The sequence below is a fragment of the Marinihelvus fidelis genome, assembly GCF_008725655.1.
GTDB classification, from domain to species: Bacteria; Pseudomonadota; Gammaproteobacteria; order Xanthomonadales; family SZUA-36; genus Marinihelvus; species Marinihelvus fidelis.
This window is the reverse complement of the sequence record NZ_VYXP01000008.1, coordinates 25,597-44,452: the sequence shown is the minus strand read 5'-3', so window position 1 is coordinate 44,452 and position 18,856 is coordinate 25,597. Positions and strand designations below refer to the sequence as shown.

General features: G+C 64.1%; 15 protein-coding genes and 1 tRNA gene. All 16 read right to left on the bottom strand.

The window, feature by feature from the left end:
• Positions 1–7: 7 nt before the first annotated feature.
• Positions 8–2,563, bottom strand: coding sequence for a translation initiation factor IF-2 (infB, locus tag F3N42_RS13100; protein WP_150864934.1), 2,556 nt, complete (start codon positions 2,561–2,563; stop codon positions 8–10).
• Positions 2,564–2,596: 33 nt separating this feature from the next.
• Entirely contained in the window at positions 2,597–4,120 is a 1,524-nt protein-coding gene (gene nusA, locus F3N42_RS13095) for a transcription termination factor NusA (RefSeq protein WP_150864933.1), read from the bottom strand.
• 33 nt (positions 4,121–4,153) lie between these two features.
• On the bottom strand, positions 4,154–4,633 hold the full coding sequence (gene rimP, locus F3N42_RS13090; RefSeq protein ID WP_150864932.1) for a ribosome maturation factor RimP: 480 nt from the start codon (positions 4,631–4,633) through the stop codon (positions 4,154–4,156).
• 259 nt (positions 4,634–4,892) lie between these two features.
• A tRNA-Met gene (locus tag F3N42_RS13085) sits at positions 4,893–4,969 on the bottom strand.
• Between the two features lie 64 nt (positions 4,970–5,033).
• Positions 5,034–5,867 (bottom strand): hypothetical protein, encoded by an 834-nt coding sequence (locus F3N42_RS13080; RefSeq protein ID WP_150864931.1) that lies wholly within the window; start codon positions 5,865–5,867, stop codon positions 5,034–5,036.
• A 28-nt stretch (positions 5,868–5,895) separates the two neighbouring features.
• Positions 5,896–7,341, bottom strand: coding sequence for an NADH-quinone oxidoreductase subunit NuoN (gene nuoN, locus F3N42_RS13075; protein ID WP_150864930.1), 1,446 nt, complete (start codon positions 7,339–7,341; stop codon positions 5,896–5,898).
• Between the two features lie 21 nt (positions 7,342–7,362).
• Positions 7,363–8,868, bottom strand: a complete 1,506-nt coding sequence (locus F3N42_RS13070) for an NADH-quinone oxidoreductase subunit M (protein ID WP_263595899.1) — start codon at positions 8,866–8,868, stop codon at positions 7,363–7,365.
• Positions 8,868–10,862, bottom strand: a complete 1,995-nt coding sequence (nuoL, locus tag F3N42_RS13065; protein WP_150864999.1) for an NADH-quinone oxidoreductase subunit L — start codon at positions 10,860–10,862, stop codon at positions 8,868–8,870. The genes F3N42_RS13070 and nuoL overlap by 1 nt, the downstream gene beginning before the upstream one ends.
• Before the next feature lie 15 nt (positions 10,863–10,877).
• On the bottom strand, positions 10,878–11,192 hold the full coding sequence (nuoK, locus tag F3N42_RS13060) for an NADH-quinone oxidoreductase subunit NuoK (protein WP_150864928.1): 315 nt from the start codon (positions 11,190–11,192) through the stop codon (positions 10,878–10,880).
• Between the two features lie 3 nt (positions 11,193–11,195).
• Positions 11,196–11,831, bottom strand: a complete 636-nt coding sequence (locus F3N42_RS13055; protein WP_406600462.1) for an NADH-quinone oxidoreductase subunit J — start codon at positions 11,829–11,831, stop codon at positions 11,196–11,198.
• A complete protein-coding gene (gene nuoI, locus F3N42_RS13050) occupies positions 11,828–12,316 on the bottom strand; it encodes an NADH-quinone oxidoreductase subunit NuoI (protein WP_150864927.1) in 489 nt (162 codons plus the stop codon). The genes F3N42_RS13055 and nuoI overlap by 4 nt, the downstream gene beginning before the upstream one ends.
• Positions 12,317–12,318: 2 nt before the next feature.
• On the bottom strand, positions 12,319–13,359 hold the full coding sequence (nuoH, locus tag F3N42_RS13045) for an NADH-quinone oxidoreductase subunit NuoH (protein ID WP_150864926.1): 1,041 nt from the start codon (positions 13,357–13,359) through the stop codon (positions 12,319–12,321).
• The gene (gene nuoG, locus F3N42_RS13040) at positions 13,359–15,716 is read right to left on the bottom strand and encodes an NADH-quinone oxidoreductase subunit NuoG (RefSeq protein WP_150864925.1); all 2,358 of its coding nucleotides are present in this window, start codon (positions 15,714–15,716) and stop codon (positions 13,359–13,361) included. Before nuoG ends, nuoH begins: the two co-directional genes overlap by 1 nt.
• Entirely contained in the window at positions 15,713–17,008 is a 1,296-nt protein-coding gene (nuoF, locus tag F3N42_RS13035) for an NADH-quinone oxidoreductase subunit NuoF (RefSeq protein WP_150864924.1), read from the bottom strand. The genes nuoG and nuoF overlap by 4 nt, the downstream gene beginning before the upstream one ends.
• 78 nt (positions 17,009–17,086) lie before the next feature.
• The gene (gene nuoE / locus F3N42_RS13030; protein ID WP_150864923.1) at positions 17,087–17,602 is read right to left on the bottom strand and encodes an NADH-quinone oxidoreductase subunit NuoE; all 516 of its coding nucleotides are present in this window, start codon (positions 17,600–17,602) and stop codon (positions 17,087–17,089) included.
• The gene (locus F3N42_RS13025; protein WP_150864922.1) at positions 17,602–18,855 is read right to left on the bottom strand and encodes an NADH-quinone oxidoreductase subunit D; all 1,254 of its coding nucleotides are present in this window, start codon (positions 18,853–18,855) and stop codon (positions 17,602–17,604) included. Before F3N42_RS13025 ends, nuoE begins: the two co-directional genes overlap by 1 nt.
• Position 18,856 lies beyond the last annotated feature (1 nt).

Sequence of the window (18,856 nt, the reverse complement as noted above, 5' to 3'; positions counted from 1 at the left end):
GTTGCGCTTACAGCGAGCGCTGGACCTCGATGCGCTCGAAGCACTCGATCTGGTCGCCGGGCTTGACGTCGTTGTACTGCTTCACGCCGATACCGCACTCGGTACCGGACTGCACTTCCTTGACGTCGTCCTTGAAGCGACGCAGCGACTCCAGCTCACCCTCGTAGATCACCACGTTGTCACGCAGCACGCGGATGGGGTTGTCACGGCGCACCACGCCCTCGACCACCAGGGAGCCGGCGATGGCGCCCAGCTTGGAAGAGCGGAACACGTCCTTGACCTCGGCCAGGCCGATGATCTGCTCGCGCGTCTCGGTGCCCAGCAGGCCGGAAATGGCCGCCTTGACCTCGTCGATGGCGTCGTAAATGACGCTGTAGTAGTGCAGGTCCAGGTCGGCCTCGGAAATCACCTTGCGCGCGGCCGCGTCGGCACGCACGTTAAAGCCGATGATGATGGCATCGGAAGCCTGCGCCAGGGAGGCGTCGGACTCGGTGATGGCGCCCACGCCGGACGCGACGATATTGACCTTGACCTCGTCGTTGCTGAGCTTCTCCAGCGAGTCGCGCAATGCTTCCGCGCTTCCCTGCACGTCGGCGCGCAGCAACAGGTTCACCTGAAGCTGGTCGTCCTTGCCCATGTTGTCGAACAGGTTCTGCAGGTTGGCGGCCTGCTGCTGGGCCAGGCGGCCCTCGCGCTGGCGGTCCTGGCGCTGCGAGGCGGCCTCGCGGGCCTTGCGCTCGTTGGCCGCGACCAGCATTTCGTCGCCGGCCATCGGTACGCCGGAAAGACCGAGCACCTGGGCTGGGTAAGACGGGCCGACTTCATCAACCTTGTCGCCATTCTCGTCGAACATGGCGCGAACACGGCCGATCTGTTCACCGGCCAGCATCATGTCGCCACGCTTGAGCGTGCCTTCCTGGACCAGCACGGTGGCCAACGGGCCGCGGCCCTTGTCCAGGCTGGATTCGATGACGATACCGCGGGCGTTGCGATCGGCCACCGCGGTCAGTTCCAGCAGCTCGGCCTGCAGCGTGATCGCCTCGAGCAGGTCATCGATGCCCTGGCCGGTGTGCGCAGAAACCGGGATGAACTGCTCTTCACCACCCCAGTCCTCCGGCACGACTTCCTCGGCGGCCAGTTCGGACTTCACACGCTCGATGTCCGCCTCCTGGCGGTCCATCTTGTTGACGGCGACGATCAGCGGCACACCGGCAGCGCGGGCGTGCTGGATCGCTTCCTTGGTCTGCGGCATGACGCCGTCGTCGGCGGCCACCACCAGGATGACGATATCCGTAGCCTGGGCGCCGCGCGCACGCATCGCGGTAAACGCGGCGTGGCCCGGGGTATCCAGGAAGGTAATGCCGCCCTTGTCGGTATCCACGTGGTAGGCGCCGATGTGCTGGGTAATGCCACCGGCCTCACCGGCCGTCACCCGCGACTTGCGGATGTAGTCGAGCAGCGAGGTCTTGCCGTGGTCAACGTGGCCCATGACGGTCACGACCGGCGGACGGGTCACCGCCTCGGCATCGCTGGATGCTTCTTCCTCGACCGCGAGCAGTTCCTGCTCAATGTCTTTTTCTTCCGCCGGCTTGGCGCTGTGACCCATTTCCTCGACCACGAGGATGGCCGTATCCTGGTCCAGCGGCTGGTTGATGGTGACCATCATGCCCATGCCCATCAGCACCTTGATGACTTCGGCAGACTTGACCGCCATTTCCTTGGCCAGGTCACCCACCGTAATGGTTTCCGGCACGGCCACCTCGCGAACCACCGGAGCGGTGGGGCGGGAGAAACCGTGCTCGGTGCTGCCGGCCGAACCGCCGCTTACGCGACGAGTGGGCTTGCGACGACGACCCGCCGCACCCTTGGCCACGTGCAATTCCTTGCGACCGTAGCGGGTGGCTGGCTTGGCCGGTTCCTTGACCTTTTCTTTCTTACGGGCACGCTCTTCGGCGGCAAACTTGCGGGCGCGCTCTTCGTCGGCACGGCGTGCGGCCTCTTCGGCCTCGCGCTTGGCGGCTTCCTCGCGGGCCTTTTCCTCGGCCTCGCGACGCTCCTGCTCTTCCGCTTCGCGCTTGGCCTGCTCTTCGGCGTCCTTGCGGGCCTGCTCCTCGGCCTCGTGGCGGGCCTTCTCCTCGGCCGCCTGCTTCTCGGCATCGGCCTTGGCGGCGCGCTCGGCGCGCGCCTCTTCAAGCGCCTTGCGAGCCTGCTCGCGTTCCGGGTCTTCCTGGTTCTGGCTGTCCAGGGCGTCGCGCTTCACGTAGGTCCGCTTCTTGCGGATCTCGACGTTGACGATGCGCTTGCCGCCACGGGGGCCGCCACCGGAGACACTCAGCTCTTCGTGCGAGCGCCGCTTCAGCGTGACCTTGCGCGGCGCCGAGGCGTCTGACTCGGACTTGCCGTGGCTGGTCTGCAGGTGCATCAGCAGTTTTTTCTTGTCGTCATTGGACACGGGCTCGTCGCCGGACGACGCGCTGATGCCGGCTTCATTGAGCTGGCTGATCAGCTTGTCCACGGTGACGCCGAGCACCTCGGCCAATTGTGAGACGGTTACCTGTGACATATCTTGCTCCTGCCTGGGCGATGCCCGGCCTGCTTACGCTTGTTCTTCGGTCTTTGCTTCTTCTTCGCTGTCGGCGAACCAGGGTTCGCGCGCGGCCATGATCAGCGCCGCCGCCGCTTCCTCGTCGAGGCTTTCCTCGACATCCTGCAGTTCGTCGACGGCCAGTTCCGCCAGGTCTTCCTGGGTACGGACGCCCCGCTCGGCCAGCTTGTAGGCCAGCCGCTCGTTCATGCCGTCGAGGGCCAGCAGGTCTTCGGCCGGCTTGTTCTCTTCCAGCGCTTCCTCGCGGGCGATCAGCTGCGTCAGCAGCGCGTCGCGGGCGCGGCGGCGGAGTTCTTCGACGATGTCCTCGTCGAACTCGGCGATATCCAGCAGCTCGGCTTCGGGCACGTAGGCCACTTCGTCGACGCTGGAGAAACCTTCCTGCACCAGGATGCCGGCCACGTCCTCGTCAACGTCCAGGCGCTCCATGAAGGACTGCAGCAACTTCTGCGACTCTTCCTCGCCCTTGGCCTCGGCGTCCTCGGTGGTCATGACGTTCAGTTCCCAGCCGGACAGCTCGCTGGCCAGGCGCACGTTCTGGCCGCCACGGCCAATGGCCTGGGACAGGTTCGGCTCTTCCACGGCGATGTCCATGGACTGCTTTTCCTCGTCGACAACGATGCCGGCGACCTCGGCCGGGGCCATCGCATTGATGACGAACTGGGCCGGGTTTTCGTCCCACAGGATGATGTCGATGCGCTCGCCGGCCAGCTCATTGCTGACGGCCTGCACGCGCGAACCGCGCATGCCCACGCAGGCGCCGATCGGGTCGGTGCGGCGATCGTTGGAACGCACGGCAATCTTGGCGCGGCGGCCCGGATCGCGGGCGGCGCCCATCACCGAGATCAGCTCCTGGCCGATTTCCGGCACTTCCAGCTCGAACAGCGACATCAGGAATTCCTTGATGGTGCGGCTGGCGAACAGCTGCGGGCCACGGATTTCCGAGCGCACCTCGAACAGGTAGGCTCGCAGGCGGTCGCCGGGGCGCACGGACTCGCCCGGGATCATGTGGCGCGAACCGATAAAGGCCTCGGCGTTGCCGCCCAGGTCCAGGTAGACATTGCCGCGCTCGATGCGCTTGACGATGCCGTTGACCAGTTCGCCTTCGCGGCCCTCGAAGGCCTCGACCACCTGGGCGCGTTCGGCTTCGCGGACACGCTGCACGATCACCTGCTTGGCGGTCTGCGCGGCGATGCGGCCGAATTCCGGGTTTTCCATCGGTTCTTCGATGAAGTCACCCACCTCGATGTCGGCCTGCTGTTCGCGCGCCTGGCTCAGCGTCAGCTGGGCCTCGGGGAACTCGATTTCGGCGTCGTCTTCGAGCACTTCCCAGCGACGGAATGTTTCGTACTCGCCGGTGGTGCGGTCGATGGCGACACGGGCGCCGATCTCTTCACCGGCGCGCCGGCGGGCGGCAGAGGCCAGCGCCGCTTCCAGCGCCTCGAAGATCACGTTTTTGCCCACGCCCTTCTCGTTGGATACGGCGTCGACAACCAGCAGAATGTCTTTACTCATGTTCGTTTGAACCCCGTCTCAGAGCCTCGTCGCTCACTTCTTTCCCGATGCCATCAGGGCATCGTAGTCCGGCACCAGTCGTGCCTTGGCTATGTTGTCGAACCGCAGCTCGACCGTTTCTCCATCCACCTGCATCGTCAGCGTCTCACCATCGTGGCTGTCGATGCGGCCCTTGAACTTGCGTCGCCCCGCTTCCGGCGCGAACGTGGTCACCTTGGCCTCCTGGCCGGCGAAGCGGTTGTACTGCTCCGCGGTGAACAGGGGGCGGTCCAGGCCCGGCGATGACACCTCCAGGTTGTACTGGCCGCTGATGGGATCCTCGACGTCCAGCATGGCGGCGACTTCGCGGCTGACGAATTCGCAGTCCGACAGGCCAACACCCTCGCCCGAATCGATATAGATTCGCAGCACCGACTGTTTCGGGTTACCTGCGTACTCCAGCCCCACGAATTCATATCCCAGGCCTTCAACCAGCGGTTGCAGCAACGCGTTAAGCCTGTCCTGGGTCGCCATGATCATTCTCCGTCAATCGCCACCCCGAATGGCGCGCATAAAAAAGGGGCATGAAGCCCCGCAAACGCCGATCCCGCGAAACATGGGGGACCGTCCCAGACACCCGAATAAAGCCAGTTCGCCAATCCAGGTGAAAGGTCGATGCGGTTGCCTTATTTCATCGCAAATCCATTTCGGTTCAGATGGTCGTTTTCACAACTCCGCCGGTGCTCGTCAACCGGCGTTAACAAAAAGGGCCCTGCTGGGCCCTTTTAAAACTTGGTAGCGGGGGCAGGATTCGAACCTGCGACCTTCGGGTTATGAGCCCGACGAGCTGCCAGACTGCTCCACCCCGCATCAGCAAGGTGGGGAATGATACGGACTCGTCTTGTGTTTTTCAAGCACCGATTCGGGAAATGTTTCAGCGCCCGGCCCACGCCCCCATGTCAAGCAGGTCCCGATGGTAACGTTCGGTCAGTTGTGCGACCCGCCGGGACGAAATGGGCGTAAACGTGGTATCACCAAAGCGCCGCCCCTGCTGGTCCAGCATTCGTAGAAACGCGCTGGCGGTCTCGGCGTCCGCCCGTCGAGCCAGCTCGGCGGCCGCGGCGATCTCCTCCGCGCTATAGGAAGAACGTGATTTCTGCCCCGGGAATGCGGACAACGATGACCGATCAACACCGGCACAATCAAGCAGTTGCCCGACAATACGATCAACGCCACCGCCAAACTCGGGCTCGAACGGGATGAGATGCACCCGAACCTGCTCAGGCAGGTCGGTCAGCCAGTCGAATACCTGCCGCCACGAAAACTCACGCAGGTCATGCTGGCCAAGGAACGATTCAACCGGAACGTAATGGTTATTGCGCACGTACTCGCAGTAAATGGACACCAGGAACCGGGCCGGATTCCGCAGCACCAGTACCAGGTCGACGGGCAATTCACCGGTAACCCCGAGAAGCGAGCGAATTCGCTTCCGGGCACGAGGGTAGACTCGCCCAACGGAAAAATCCCTGGGCACCCCGATCAGGTTCTCTTCCGACAACATGAGAACCGGCTCCTTGCAAGAAGCCATCCAACCTTTCAGTCGCTGCCCGGAATGCTTGCCTGGCGCCGCCCCGGCGCGCCATTGTTTTCGACCCACGTAGCCGACACCGGCGGCGGCCAGCGCCGCCTGGTTGGCCTGCAGGTAATCCTGGATGGACGTGGTGGCCGTCTTGTGCAGGCCGATGTGCAGCAGGACCCTGGATGGCATGCGCGGCACCGCGCCCGGACGGTCCGGGTCAGGCCGTGAAGCTGGTCACGCAGAGCGTGATCAGGCCGCCGGAGAACAGGCCCAGTGCCAGCATCAGCAGGCCGTTCAGGGAGATGGCCGCGGTGAAGTCCACCGGCCCGTCGTGCACGGCCTCGCCCGGCGCCTCGTCGAAGTACATGATCTTGACCACGCGCAGGTAGTAGAACGCGCCGATCACGGAGAACACCACCGCGGTGATGGCGACCCAGGTCAGGCCGGCCTGCAGCACGGCCTCGATGACCAGCCACTTGGCGAAGAAGCCCACCAGTGGCGGCACACCGGCCATGGAAAACATGACCATGGCCATGATCGCCGCAAACCAGCCGTTGTGACGGTTCAGGCCTTTCAGGTCATCCAGGTCCTGGACATCATGGCCCTTGCCGGAGAGCAGGATCAGCATGCCGAAGGCCGCCGCCGACATCAGCGCATAGACGATGATGTAGAACAGGGACGCGCCATAACCCGTCGCCGTACCCGGAAGCATGCCCAGCAGCACGAAACCCATGTGGGAGATGGTGGAATAGGCCAGCATGCGACGAATGTTGGTCTGCATGATCGCGGCCAGGTTACCAATGATGATCGACGCCACGGAAAGGAATGCCAGCATCTGCAGCCAGTCGCCATGTAACGGCGCCATGCCGGACACCAGCAGCCGGTAGGCCATCGCGAACGCGGCCAGCTTGGGCACCGTGGAAATGAACAGCGTCGCCGCCAGGGGTGCGCCCTGGTAGACATCGGGCACCCACATGTGGAACGGCACCACACCCAGCTTGAAGGCGATACCCACCACCAGGAAGACCATGCCAAACACCAGGACCAGGTTATCGGTACCGCTGGTGGCCAGCGCCTCGGCAATGTCCGGCAACGCCAATGTGCCGGTCGCGCCGTAGATCATCGACATGCCATAGAGCAGCAGGCCCGAGGCCATGGAGCCCAGGACGAAGTACTTCATCGCCGCTTCCGAGCCATCTCGGGAATCCCGGTTGAAGGCCACCAGGGCGTAGGACGCCAGCGACGTCAGCTCCAGGCCCAGGTACACCATGATCAGGCTGTTGCCGGAGATCATCAGCATCGCGCCCAGCAGCGAGAACAGGCTGAGCGTGTAGAAATCGGCGCGGAACAGGTTGTTGTTGCGCAGGAAGGCCTTGGAGTATGTGAACACCAGCGCCAGCGTGCCGTAGGCGAACAGCTTCAGCAGGTCGCCCATGTAGTCGCGCACGAACACGCCGTTGAACGCGTACTCGACCTCCTTGGACGGGATGCCGGCATCCTGCCGCAACGTGATGATCGCGGCGAAGACCAGCGTCAGCACGGCCAGCATGTGGATGATTCCGCGACGCTCTTCGCGCAGGAACACGTCCACGCACATGACCACGCAGGCCATGACCAGGACCAGGAGTTCGGGCGCCGCCAGCAGCATTTCCGCTTTATTCATTGTTAGGGCCTGTTAACACGACTAGTTCAACTTGCTCTGGATAATGTGGGCCAGCAGCTGGTCCACCGAGGCATGCATCATGTCCACGACCGGGAACGGCCAGACACCCATGCCGACCACGGCGATCGCCAGCGTGGTCAGCACCAGGGCCTCGCGGCCGTTGATGTCCTGCAGCGCGGCGACGTCCTTGTTGGCGACGGCGCCGAAGATCACCCGCTTCACCAGCCACAGGCTGTAGGCCGCACCCAGGATCAGGGTCAGGCCGGCCAGCGCGGCAAACCAGAAGTTGGCCTGGAATGACGCCAGGATGACCATGAACTCGCCAACAAACCCGCTGGTGCCCGGCAGGCCTGAGTTGGCCATCAGGAACAACACGGCGAAGAAGGCGAACCACGGCATGGTGTTGGCCACGCCGCCATAGGCCGAAATCTCGCGGCTGTGGACGCGGTCGTACAACACGCCCACGCACAGGAACAGCGCGCCGGAAATGAAGCCGTGCGACACCATCTGCACCATCGCGCCTTCCACGCCCAGGCCGGCACCCTGGGTGCCACCGCTGTTGCGGTAAATGGCGAAGGCGATAAACAGGCCCAGGGTGACGAAGCCCATGTGCGAAATCGACGAGTAGGCGATCAGCTTCTTCATGTCCTGCTGCACCAGCGCCACGAAGCCGATGTAGACGATGGCGACCAGTGAGAAGGCGATGACCAGCCAGTCCAGCGCGGCGGCGGCGTCCGGGGTGATCGGCAGGCTAAAGCGGATAAAGCCGTAGCCACCGATCTTCAGCATGATGGCGGCCAGGATCACCGAGCCACCCGTGGGTGCCTCGACGTGCGCATCCGGCAACCAGGTGTGCACCGGCCACATCGGGATCTTCACCGCGAAAGCGGCGAACAGCCCCAGGAAGATCCACTTCTGCTCGACCATCGACAGTGGCAGCGCGTGCCAGTCAGTGATCGCCCAGCTACCGGCCTGCAGGTACAGGTAGATAATGCCGATCAGCATGAACACCGAGCCGAGGAAGGTGTAGAGGAAGAACTTGATGGTCGCGTAAACACGCCGCGGCCCACCCCAGATGCCGATCACCAGGAACATCGGGATCAGCATGGCCTCGAAGAAGACGTAGAACAGCAGGCCGTCCAGCGCCGAGAACACGCCCACCATCAGGCCTTCCATGATCAGGAAGGACGCCATGTACTGGTGGACCTTGTCGCGAATGACTTCCCAGCCAGCAATGACCACCAGCGGACCGAAGAACGCGGTCAGCAGGATCAGCGGCACGGAGAAACCGTCCACGCCCAGGTGGTAATTGACGTTGAAAGCACTGATCCACGGCCGTGACTCTTCGAACTGCATGGCCGCCGAGGCGCCATCGAAGCCGGTGTACAGCGGGATGCACAGCGCCAGCGTGACCAGCGTGGCCAGCAGCGAGATCCACTTCGCCATCTGCGGGCGGGAATCGCCGGCGGCCAGCGCCGCAACGCCGCCCAGGATGGGCACCCAGATCAGCAGGCTGAGTAACGGCATCATCGCAGCACCACCCAGACGCCGAGAATGGCAATCAGTCCGATAATCATCGAGAACGCGTAGTCATAAAGGAAACCTGTCTGCCAGCGGCGCACCAGAGCGGCGACCTTGCCCACCAGCTTGGCCGAGCCGTTCACCAGGATGCCGTCGATAAAGCCGGCGTCGGCCTTCTTCCACAGCCCGTTGCCCAGCCGGACCGAACCGTTGGCGAAAACCTTCTGGTTGAACTCGTCGAAGTAGTACTTGTGGTCCAGCAGCGTGTAGATGCCTGACAGCCGTGACTTCGCCGCGGCGGCGATGCCCGGGCGGAACTTCCAGATCAGCGTGGCGACGGCGAAGCCGGCCAGCATCAGCCAGAACGGCACGGTCTGCACGCCGTGGATGGCCATGGCCGTGGCGCCGTGGAAGTGATGACCCAGCTCCGCGACCACGTCGTTGCCCTCGGCCACGTGAATGGCGTCCGACAGCCAGCCGCCAAACAGCACCGGCTCGATGGTCAGCCAGCCGATGACGACCGACGGAATCGCCAGCAGGATCAGCGGGATCGTCACCACCAGCGGTGACTCATGCGGCTTGTGCGCCAGTTGCCCGTCCGGCAGGTGCGCGTGCGGGTCGGCGCCTTCGACGACCTCGAACTTCTCCTTGCCGTGGAAGGTCAGGTACAGCAGGCGGAAACTGTACAGCGCGGTGACGAATACACCTGCCACGACCAGCCAGTAGGTCACACCGGCGCCAAAGCGCTCGGACAGGTGCACCACCTCGATAATGGCGTCCTTGGAGTAGAAACCGGCGAAGAACGGGAAGCCCACCAGCGCCAGCGTACCCAGCCACGCGGTGATCCAGGTCACCGGCATGTACTTGCGCAGGCCGCCCATGTAGCGCATGTCCTGCTGGTGATGCATGGCGATGATCACCGAGCCGGCGCCCAGGAACAGCAACGCCTTGAAGAAGGCGTGCGTCATCAGGTGGAAGATGGCCGCGGAGTAAGCGGACACACCCAGCGCCACGGTCATGTAGCCCAGCTGCGACAGGGTCGAGTAGGCCACCACGCGCTTGATGTCGTTCTGCACGACACCGATCAGGCCCATGAAGAAGGCCGTGAACGCGCCGATCAGCATGACAAAGCTCAGCGCCGCGTCGGACAACTCGAACAGCGGCGACATGCGCGCCACCATGAAGATGCCGGCCGTGACCATGGTCGCGGCATGGATCAATGCGGAAATGGGCGTCGGGCCTTCCATGGAATCGGGCAGCCACACGTGCAGCGGCGCCTGCGCGGATTTACCCATGGCGCCGATGAACAGGCACACGCAGATAAAGGTCAGCAGTCCCCATTCCATGCCACCAATGACACTGATGGTTTCGTCCGCCGCATCCGGGGCCGCCGCGAACACGGTGGCGTAGTCCAGCGAGCCGAAGGTCATCAGCACCGCGGCGATACCCAGCAGGAAACCGAAGTCACCCACGCGGTTGACCAGGAAGGCCTTCATATTGGCGAAGATGGCCGTGTCTTTCTTGAACCAGAAGCCGATCAGCAGGTACGACACCAGGCCCACGGCTTCCCAGCCGAAGAACAGCTGCATGAAGTTGTTGGCCATCACCAGCATCAGCATGGCGAAGGTGAACAGGTTAATGTAGCTGAAGAAGCGCTGGTAGCCCGGGTCATCGTGCATGTAGCCGATGGTGTAGATATGCACCATCAGCGACACGAAGGTCACCACGCACATCATCAGCGAAGTCAGGTGATCGACCAGGAAGCCCACCTCGAAGGTGACGCCCTCGACCACCATCCAGGTGTAGACGCTGTAATTGAGCGTTTCCAGGCCCTCGTACATCTGCAGGTACAGCACCCAGAACGACAACAGGCAGGAGCCCGCCACGGCCAGGATGGTCACCCAGTGCGCGCCGGCACGGCCCACGTGGTTGCGAAGGAGCCCGGAAACGGCCGCGCCGACCAGCGGCAGCAGCGGAATCAGGAGCAGGATGGTCTTGATATCCATGGTCTTGCCCTACCCCTTCAGGTCGTCCAGCTCGGCCACGTTGATGGTGCGCCGGTTACGGAACAGCACCACCAGGATAGCCAGGCCAATGGCGGCCTCTGCGGCGGCCACGGTCAGGATAAAGAATACGAACACCTGGCCGTCCAGGTTGCCCAGGTAACGGGAGAAGGCGACGAAGTTCATGTTCACCGCCAGCAGCATCAGCTCGATGCACATCAGCAGGATGAGCACGTTCTTCCGGTTCAGGAAGATGCCGGCCAGGCTGATGCTCATCAGGATGGCACCCAGGGTCAGGTAATGCGCCAGTGTCAGGGACGTCAACATCGCTCAGGACCCTCCACCGGAATTCGGCGCTTCGGACTTCATTTTCACCAGTCGCACCCGCTCTTCACGCTTGACGCGCACCTGGCGCGCCGGTTGCTGGGTCTTCGAACCCTTGCGCTGGCGCAGCGTCAGGGCCGTTGCCGCGACGATGGCCACCAGCAGGATGACGCCGGCAACCTCGAACGGCAGCAGGTACTGGGTGTACAGGTGCTCGCCCACCGCCTGGGTATTGCTGTAGTCAGCGGCGCGGTCGGCGGGCGTCGGGTATGCGGCCTCGCCGAAGCGGCCCTGCGTCCACATCACCGCCAGCAGTTCGAACGCCATGATCAGCGCCACCAGGATGCCCACCGGCAGGAAGCGCACGAAGCCTTCCTTCAGCGGCACCAGGTTGATATCCAGCATCATCACCACGAACAGGAACAGCACCATCACGGCGCCGACATAGACCACCACCAGCACGACGGCCAGGAACTCCACCTGCAGCAGGATCCACAACGCCGCGGCGGTGAAGAACGTCAGCACCAGGAACAGCGCCGAGTACACCGGGTTACGCGAGCTGATGACCGCCAGGGCCGAGCCCACCAGGATGGCGGAAAACAGGTAGAACAGGATGACCTGCAGTTCGATTCCCATGATCATCGGTATGCCGCGTCCTGCCGCTTCTCGGCGGCAATCTGGGTTTCAAAGCGGTCGCCAATGGCCAGCAACTGCGGCTTGGTGACGACATTCTCACCCCGGTTTTCGAAGTGATACTCGTGGAACGTGGTCTCGACGATCGAGTCCACCGGGCAGGATTCCTCGCAGAACCCGCAGTAGATGCACTTGAACAGGTCGATGTCGTAGCGCGTGGTGCGGCGGGTGCCGTCCTCGCGCTGTTCCGAATCAATGGTAATGGCCAGCGCCGGGCAGACAGCCTCGCAGAGCTTGCAGGCGATGCAGCGCTCTTCACCGTTCGGGTAGCGACGCAGGGCGTGCAGGCCACGGAAACGGTTGGACTTCGGCGTCTTTTCTTCCGGGTAGCGCAGGGTTGCCTTGGGCTTGAAGAAATAGCCCAGCGTGACGCTCAGGCCTTTCATCAACTCCAGCAGCATCAGGCTTTTGAGATATTGGGTCATCGCACTCATCGTCAGGCTCCCAGGGTCACGGCGCCGGAGAGTTTCAGCACTGCGGCCACCATCACCCAGACCAGCGTGATGGGAATCAGGACCTTCCAGCCCAGGCGCATGATCTGGTCATAGCGGTAACGCGGGAAGGTCGCACGCAGCCACAGGAACGTGAACATGAAGAACGCGGTCTTGGCCAGGAACCAGTGCACACCGCCCGCGCCCAGGACCGTATCGCCGATGCCGGGGATACCGGCGAACGGGGACAGCCAGCCGCCCAGGAACAGCAGGGCGGTGAGCGCCGAGATCAGGATCATGTTCGCGTACTCGGCCAGGAAAAACACCGCGAACGCCGCGCCGGAATACTCCACGTGGAAACCGGCGACGATTTCCGACTCGCCTTCGGCAACATCAAACGGCGCACGGTTGGTCTCGGCCACGCCGGAAATGAAGTAGACGATGAACAGCGGGAACAGCGGCAGCCAGAACCAGTCGAAGATGTTGCCCTGCTGGCCCTTGACGATTTCCGACAGGTTCAGCGAGCCGGACAGGACCAGCACGCCCACCAGCGCGAAGCCCATGGCAATTTCGTAGGACACGATCTGCGCCGCCGAGCGCAGGCCGCCCAGGAACGCGTACTTCGAGTTCGACGCCCAGCCGGCGATGATGATGCCGTACACACCCAGCGAGGTCATCGCCAGCAGGTACAGCAGGCCGGCATCAATATCGGCCAGCACCATCGTGTCACTGAACGGAATGACCGCCCAGGCCGCAAAGGCCGGGGCCAGCGTGATCACCGGCGCCAGCACAAACAGGAACTTGTTGGCGTTCTGCGGCAATACGATCTCTTTCAGCAGAAGCTTGAAAACGTCCGCGAATGGCTGCGCCAGGCCCCACAGCTTGAAGCCGAAGATACCGACACGGTTGGGCCCGTGGCGCGACTGCATGAAGCCGATCACCTTGCGCTCGGCATAGGTGAAGTAGGCCACCGAAAGGATCAGCGGAACGGTGATGGCCATGATCTTGACGACGATCCAGGCCAGTTCGAGAAACGCTTCGAACATCAGTCGTTCCCTCCCGGACGGGACACGGTAATCGGGCCGTTGACCGGGCCCAGCTCGGCCGATTCCGGCGTCGACGCGCGCACCCAGGCCGCGTTGGCCGGAACCGCATCGGTGACGCGCACGTTCAGCACCACCGCGGCGTCACCCTGGGCGACGCGGGCGCTGCCGCCGTCAACCAGGCCCAGCGCCTCGGCATCGGCCGGGTTCAGGCCGACGAAGCCGTGCTCGGCGTGGACCGTGTCCTGCAATGCGGCGGAGCGGCGGCACAGGGCGTCGGTCGAGTACATCGGCACTTCGCCGACACGCCACATGCCCGCGGCAACGGATGGCGCCGGCAATGTGATGGAGGACAGGCCGGGAGCGGTCGGCGCGGCCAGGTGGCCGTCCATGTCGGCACGCACGGCGGCGATGTTCACGTGATCAAAACCTTCCAGCGCCAGGGCCGTGCCCAGGCGACGCAATACCTTCCAGCCGGGGCGAGATTCGCCCGCGGCCTGGCCGGCCGGGCTGACGTCCACGCGCAGGCCATCCAGGCTCACCAGGCTGCCCTCGGTCTCGGCCCAGGGCGTCAGTGGCAGGATCACGTCGGCGGCGTCGCGCAACGCGCCGCCGGCAAACGAAGTGACCGCAACGACCTTGTCCGCGGCGGCCAGTGCAGCACCGGTAACGGCCGGGTCGAAGGTGTCGGCCTGCGGCTCGACATCCCAGAGCAGGTAGGCGCGGCGCGGTGACTCCAGCATGGCGCGGGCGTTCAGGCCGCCCTCGCCGGGCAGTGCCCGCGCGGCCGCGGCGCCGGCCGTGTTGCCGCCCATCGGCAGCAGGTTCAGCGCGGTGCCGGTGGCCTCGGCCACCCAGGCGGCCAGCTGTCGCACACGGGCCGCGTCGGCCATGGCCATGGCGGCGTGACCGACGATCACGACGCCACCTTCGGCGTCCGCCAGGCCACGGGCGATAGCGCGGTGCGCGTCACCCGGGGTGACATCGCCCGTCGACAGGTTCTCCGGCAGCGCCTGGCCCGAGGCCTCGGCCACGGCCAGTGCCACCGCGGCCAGTTCGCCGGCCAGTGACTGCGGCGCGGCAATGACCTTGCCGGCGACGTCGAAATGGAAGTTCCAGTCCAGCGGGTTGACCACGAACACCGAGGCACCCGCGCGCCAGGCCTGGCGCACACGGTGACCCAGCACCGGCGCTTCCTGGCGGGCGTTACAGCCCACCAGCAGGATGCCCTTCGCGTTCTGGATGCTGGCCAGTGGTGCGCCGAACAGCGACGGCCGCGCGCCATCGTCGGCGAAATCACATTCCCGCGCACGATGGTCAATATGCGGCGTACCCAGGCCATCGGCCAGGCGCCGGGCCAGGAAGTAGTCCTCGGTGGCCGCTGACGGCGACATCAGCACGCCGATGTCATCACCCGCACGGCCACGCAGCGCATCGGCGGCTGCCTCGATGGCCTCGTCCCAGGTCACCTCCACCCACTCGCCGTCGCGCTTGACGGACGGCGCCAGCACCCGGTCCTCGGCATACAGGCCGAAGTGGCTGTAACGGTCCCGGTCGGACAGCCAGGTCTCGTTCACGGACTCGCGGTCCGCCGGCACGGCGCGCATGACCTTGCCACGGCGCACGTGGAAATGAATACCGGAACCCAGGCCGTCATGCGCCGCCGTGGACGGGCGTGACTGCAGTTCCCAGGCACGCGCCGAAAAACGGAACGGCTTGTTGGTCAGCGCTCCCACCGGGCACAGGTCGATGATGTTGCCGGACATCTCGGAGTCGATGCTGCCGGCAATGCTGGAAGTAATCTCCAGGCGGTCGCCGCGCCCGGTGCCACCCATCTCGCAGGTGCCGGCCACTTCGTCGAGGAAGCGCACACAGCGCGTGCAATGGATGCAGCGGGTCATGTCGGTCTGCACCAGCGGACCGATGTTCTTGTCTTTCACCACGCGCTTGCGCTCGGTGAAACGTGAAACCGATCGGCCGTAGCCCATGGCCAGGTCCTGCAATTCGCACTCACCGCCCTGGTCGCAGATCGGGCAATCCAGCGGGTGGTTGATCAGCAGGAATTCCATCACGCCATGCTGCGCGTCGATGGCGCGGCGCGAGGTGGTGTACACCTTCATGCCTTCCATGACCGGCGTGGCGCAGGCCGGCATCGGCTTCGGTGCCTTTTCCACGTCGACCAGGCACATGCGGCAGTTGGCCGCGATGGACAGTTTCTTGTGGTAGCAGAACCGCGGTACGTTGATGCCGGCCTTGTCGGTGGCCTCGATGATCATCGAGTTCTTCGGCACCTGCATGGCGATACCGTCGACCTCGATGTTGACCATGTCCACGGCCTGTTCTCCGGTCACGGCGCTCATGCGGCCTTCTCCCCGGCCCCGTCGACAATCGACCGGCCGTGCTCCACGTAGTATTCGAATTCATGCCAGAAGTGGCGCAGCATGCCCTGCACGGGCCAGGCCGCGGCTTCACCGAAGGCGCAGATGGTGTGGCCCTCGATCTGGCCGGCCGCTGATTTCAGCAGCTCCAGGTCCTCGGCGCGGCCCTTGCCATCGACGATGCGCTGCAGCACGCGGTGCATCCAGCCGGTGCCTTCGCGGCACGGCGTGCACTGGCCGCAGCTTTCCATGTGATAGAAGCGCGAGATACGGGTGCAGGCGCGCACCATGCAGGTGGTCTCGTCCATGACGATGACGGCGCCGGAACCCAGGCCGGAGCCGGCCTTGCTCAGCGCGTCGTAGTCCATGGTGATGCCCATCATGGTCTCGCCGGGCAGTACCGGCATGGATGAACCACCCGGAATCACGCCCTTGATGGCATTGCCGTTACGCATGCCGCCGGCCATCTCCAGCAGGTCGGCAAACGGCGTACCCAGCGGAATCTCGAAGTTACCCGGCTTGTTGACGTGACCGGACACGGAGAACACTTTCGGCCCGCCGTTGTTGGGCTTGCCGATCTCCAGGAACCAGTCGGCGCCCTTGCGCATGATCGACGGAACGGAGGCCAGGGTCTCGGTGTTGTTGATGGTGGTGGGCTTGCCGTACAGGCCGAAGTTGGCCGGGAACGGCGGCTTGAAGCGCGGCTGGCCCTTCTTGCCTTCCAGCGACTCCATCAGTGCGGTTTCCTCGCCGCAGATGTAGGCACCGGCGCCCAGCGCGCCATGGATATCCATGTCGATGCCGGAACCGTTGATGTTCTTGCCCAGCAGGCCGGCCTCGTAGGCCTCTTTCACCGCCGCCTCGAACCGCTCCCACGGTTCGTGATGGAATTCGCCGCGCAGGTAGTTGTAGCCCACGCTGGCGCCCATGGCGTAGCCGGCAATCGCCATACCCTCGACCACGGCATGCGGGTTGAAGCGCAGGATGTCGCGGTCATGGCAGGTACCCGGCTCGGACTCGTCCGAGTTGCACAGGATGTACTTCTGCACCGGCGCCGAGCGCGGCATGAAGCTCCACTTCAGTCCGGTGGGGAAACCCGCACCGCCACGACCGCGCAGGGCCGAGGCCTTGACCGTCTCGATGATTTCCTCGCGCGGGGTCTTCTCTTCGAGAATCTTGCGCCAGGCCTGGTAGCCGTCGACCTTCAGGTAGTTCTCGTAGGTCCAGGGCTCGTCGAAATCGAGCGTGGTGAAAACGACACTATGATCAGCCACGACGACCTCCGTGACGGGTGACGCGTGACGCGTGACGCGTGACGAGTGACGGGTGACGCGGGAAGGGTGACATCGTCATCATTTGAGGCCGTCCAGGATTTCGTCGACTTTTTCAGGGTCGAGGTTTTCGTGGTAGTGGCCGTCGACGACCATCATCGGCGCGCCGCAGCAGGCGGCCAGGCACTCTTCCTCGCGGATCAGCGTGATGCGGTCGTCAGCGGTGGTCTCGCCCAGTTTCACACCCAGCTTGTTCTCGACGTGGGCGACGATGCCCTCGGCGCCGTTCAGCCAGCAGGAGATATTGGTGCAGATGTTGACCTTGTGCCGGCCCACCGGCTCGCGGTCGAACATGGAGTAGAAACTCGCGACTTCCGCGCACCACACTGGTGGCAGGTCCAGGTAGTCGGCCACGGCCTCGACCAGTTCGTTGCTGATCCATCCACCGTTCTGCTCCTGCGCCGCCATCAGCGACTGGATCACGGCGGAGCGCTTGCGGTCTTCCGGGAAACGCGCCACCCAGCCGTCGATGGCCGTGCGGGTTTTCTCCGTGAGCAGGGACGCCTTGCCCTCGACAAATTCAGCCTTGTGCGCCATCAGCGGTCCACCTCTCCGAATACGATGTCCTGGGTGCCGATCAGCGCCACCACGTCGGCCAGCATGTGACCCTTCGCCATCTCGTCCATGGCGGACAGGTGGGCGAATCCGGGGGCGCGGAAATGCGCGCGGAATGGCTTGTTGGCGCCGTCGGACACCAGGTAGCAGCCAAACTCACCCTTGGGCGCTTCCACCGCGGCGTAGGTCTCGCCTTTCGGCACGCAGTAGCCCTCGGTAAACAGCTTGAAGTGGTGAATCAGCGCTTCCATGTCATCCTTCATTTCCTCGCGCGTGGGCGGGATGACCTTGAAGTTCTTCAGCATGACGTGGCCCGGGTTGGCACGCAGCCAGTCCACGCACTGCAGGATGATGTTCGCCGACTGGCGCATCTCCTCGACGCGGACCAGGTAGCGGTCGTAGCAGTCGCCATTGACGCCCACCGGGATGTCGAAATCCATCTCCGGGTACATGGCGTAGGGCTGCTTCTTGCGCAGGTCCCACTCGATGCCGGAACCGCGCAGCATGGCGCCGGTAAAGCCCAGCTGAAGGGCCCGCTCCGGCGACACCACGCCAATGTTCACGGTGCGCTGCTTCCAGATCCGGTTATCGGTCAGCAGGGTCTCGTACTCGTCGACCTTCTTGAAGAAGTCCTTCGTGAAGGCCTCGACGAAGTCCAGCAGGCTACCTTCACGCCACTCGTTGGCGCGCTTTAAGTCCTTGCCCTTGGTCCACGGCGATTCTTTCTGCTTCGGCATGCGGTCCGGCAGGTCGCGGTAGACGCCGCCCGGGCGGTAATAGGTGGCGTGCATGCGCGCGCCGGACACCGCCTCGTACATGTCCATGGTCGCCTCGCGCTCGCGGAAGGCGTACAGGAACACGGTCATGGCGCCCAGGTCGAGGCCATTGGCGCCGATCCACATCAGGTGGTTACCCAGGCGCGTGATCTCGTCGAACATGGTGCGGATGTACTGCGCACGCACCGGCGGCGTGATACCCAGCAGCTGCTCGATGGCGCGCACATAGGCGTGCTCGTTGCACATCATGGAAACGTAATCGAGACGGTCCATGTAGCCGATCGACTGGTTGAACGGCTTGGTCTCGGCCAGTTTCTCGGTGGCACGGTGAAGCAGGCCCACGTGCGGGTCGGCACGGACCACGGTCTCGCCGTCCATTTCCAGGACCAGGCGCAACACGCCGTGCGCCGCAGGGTGCTGCGGGCCGAAATTCATGGTGTAGCTGCGGATTTCAGCCATG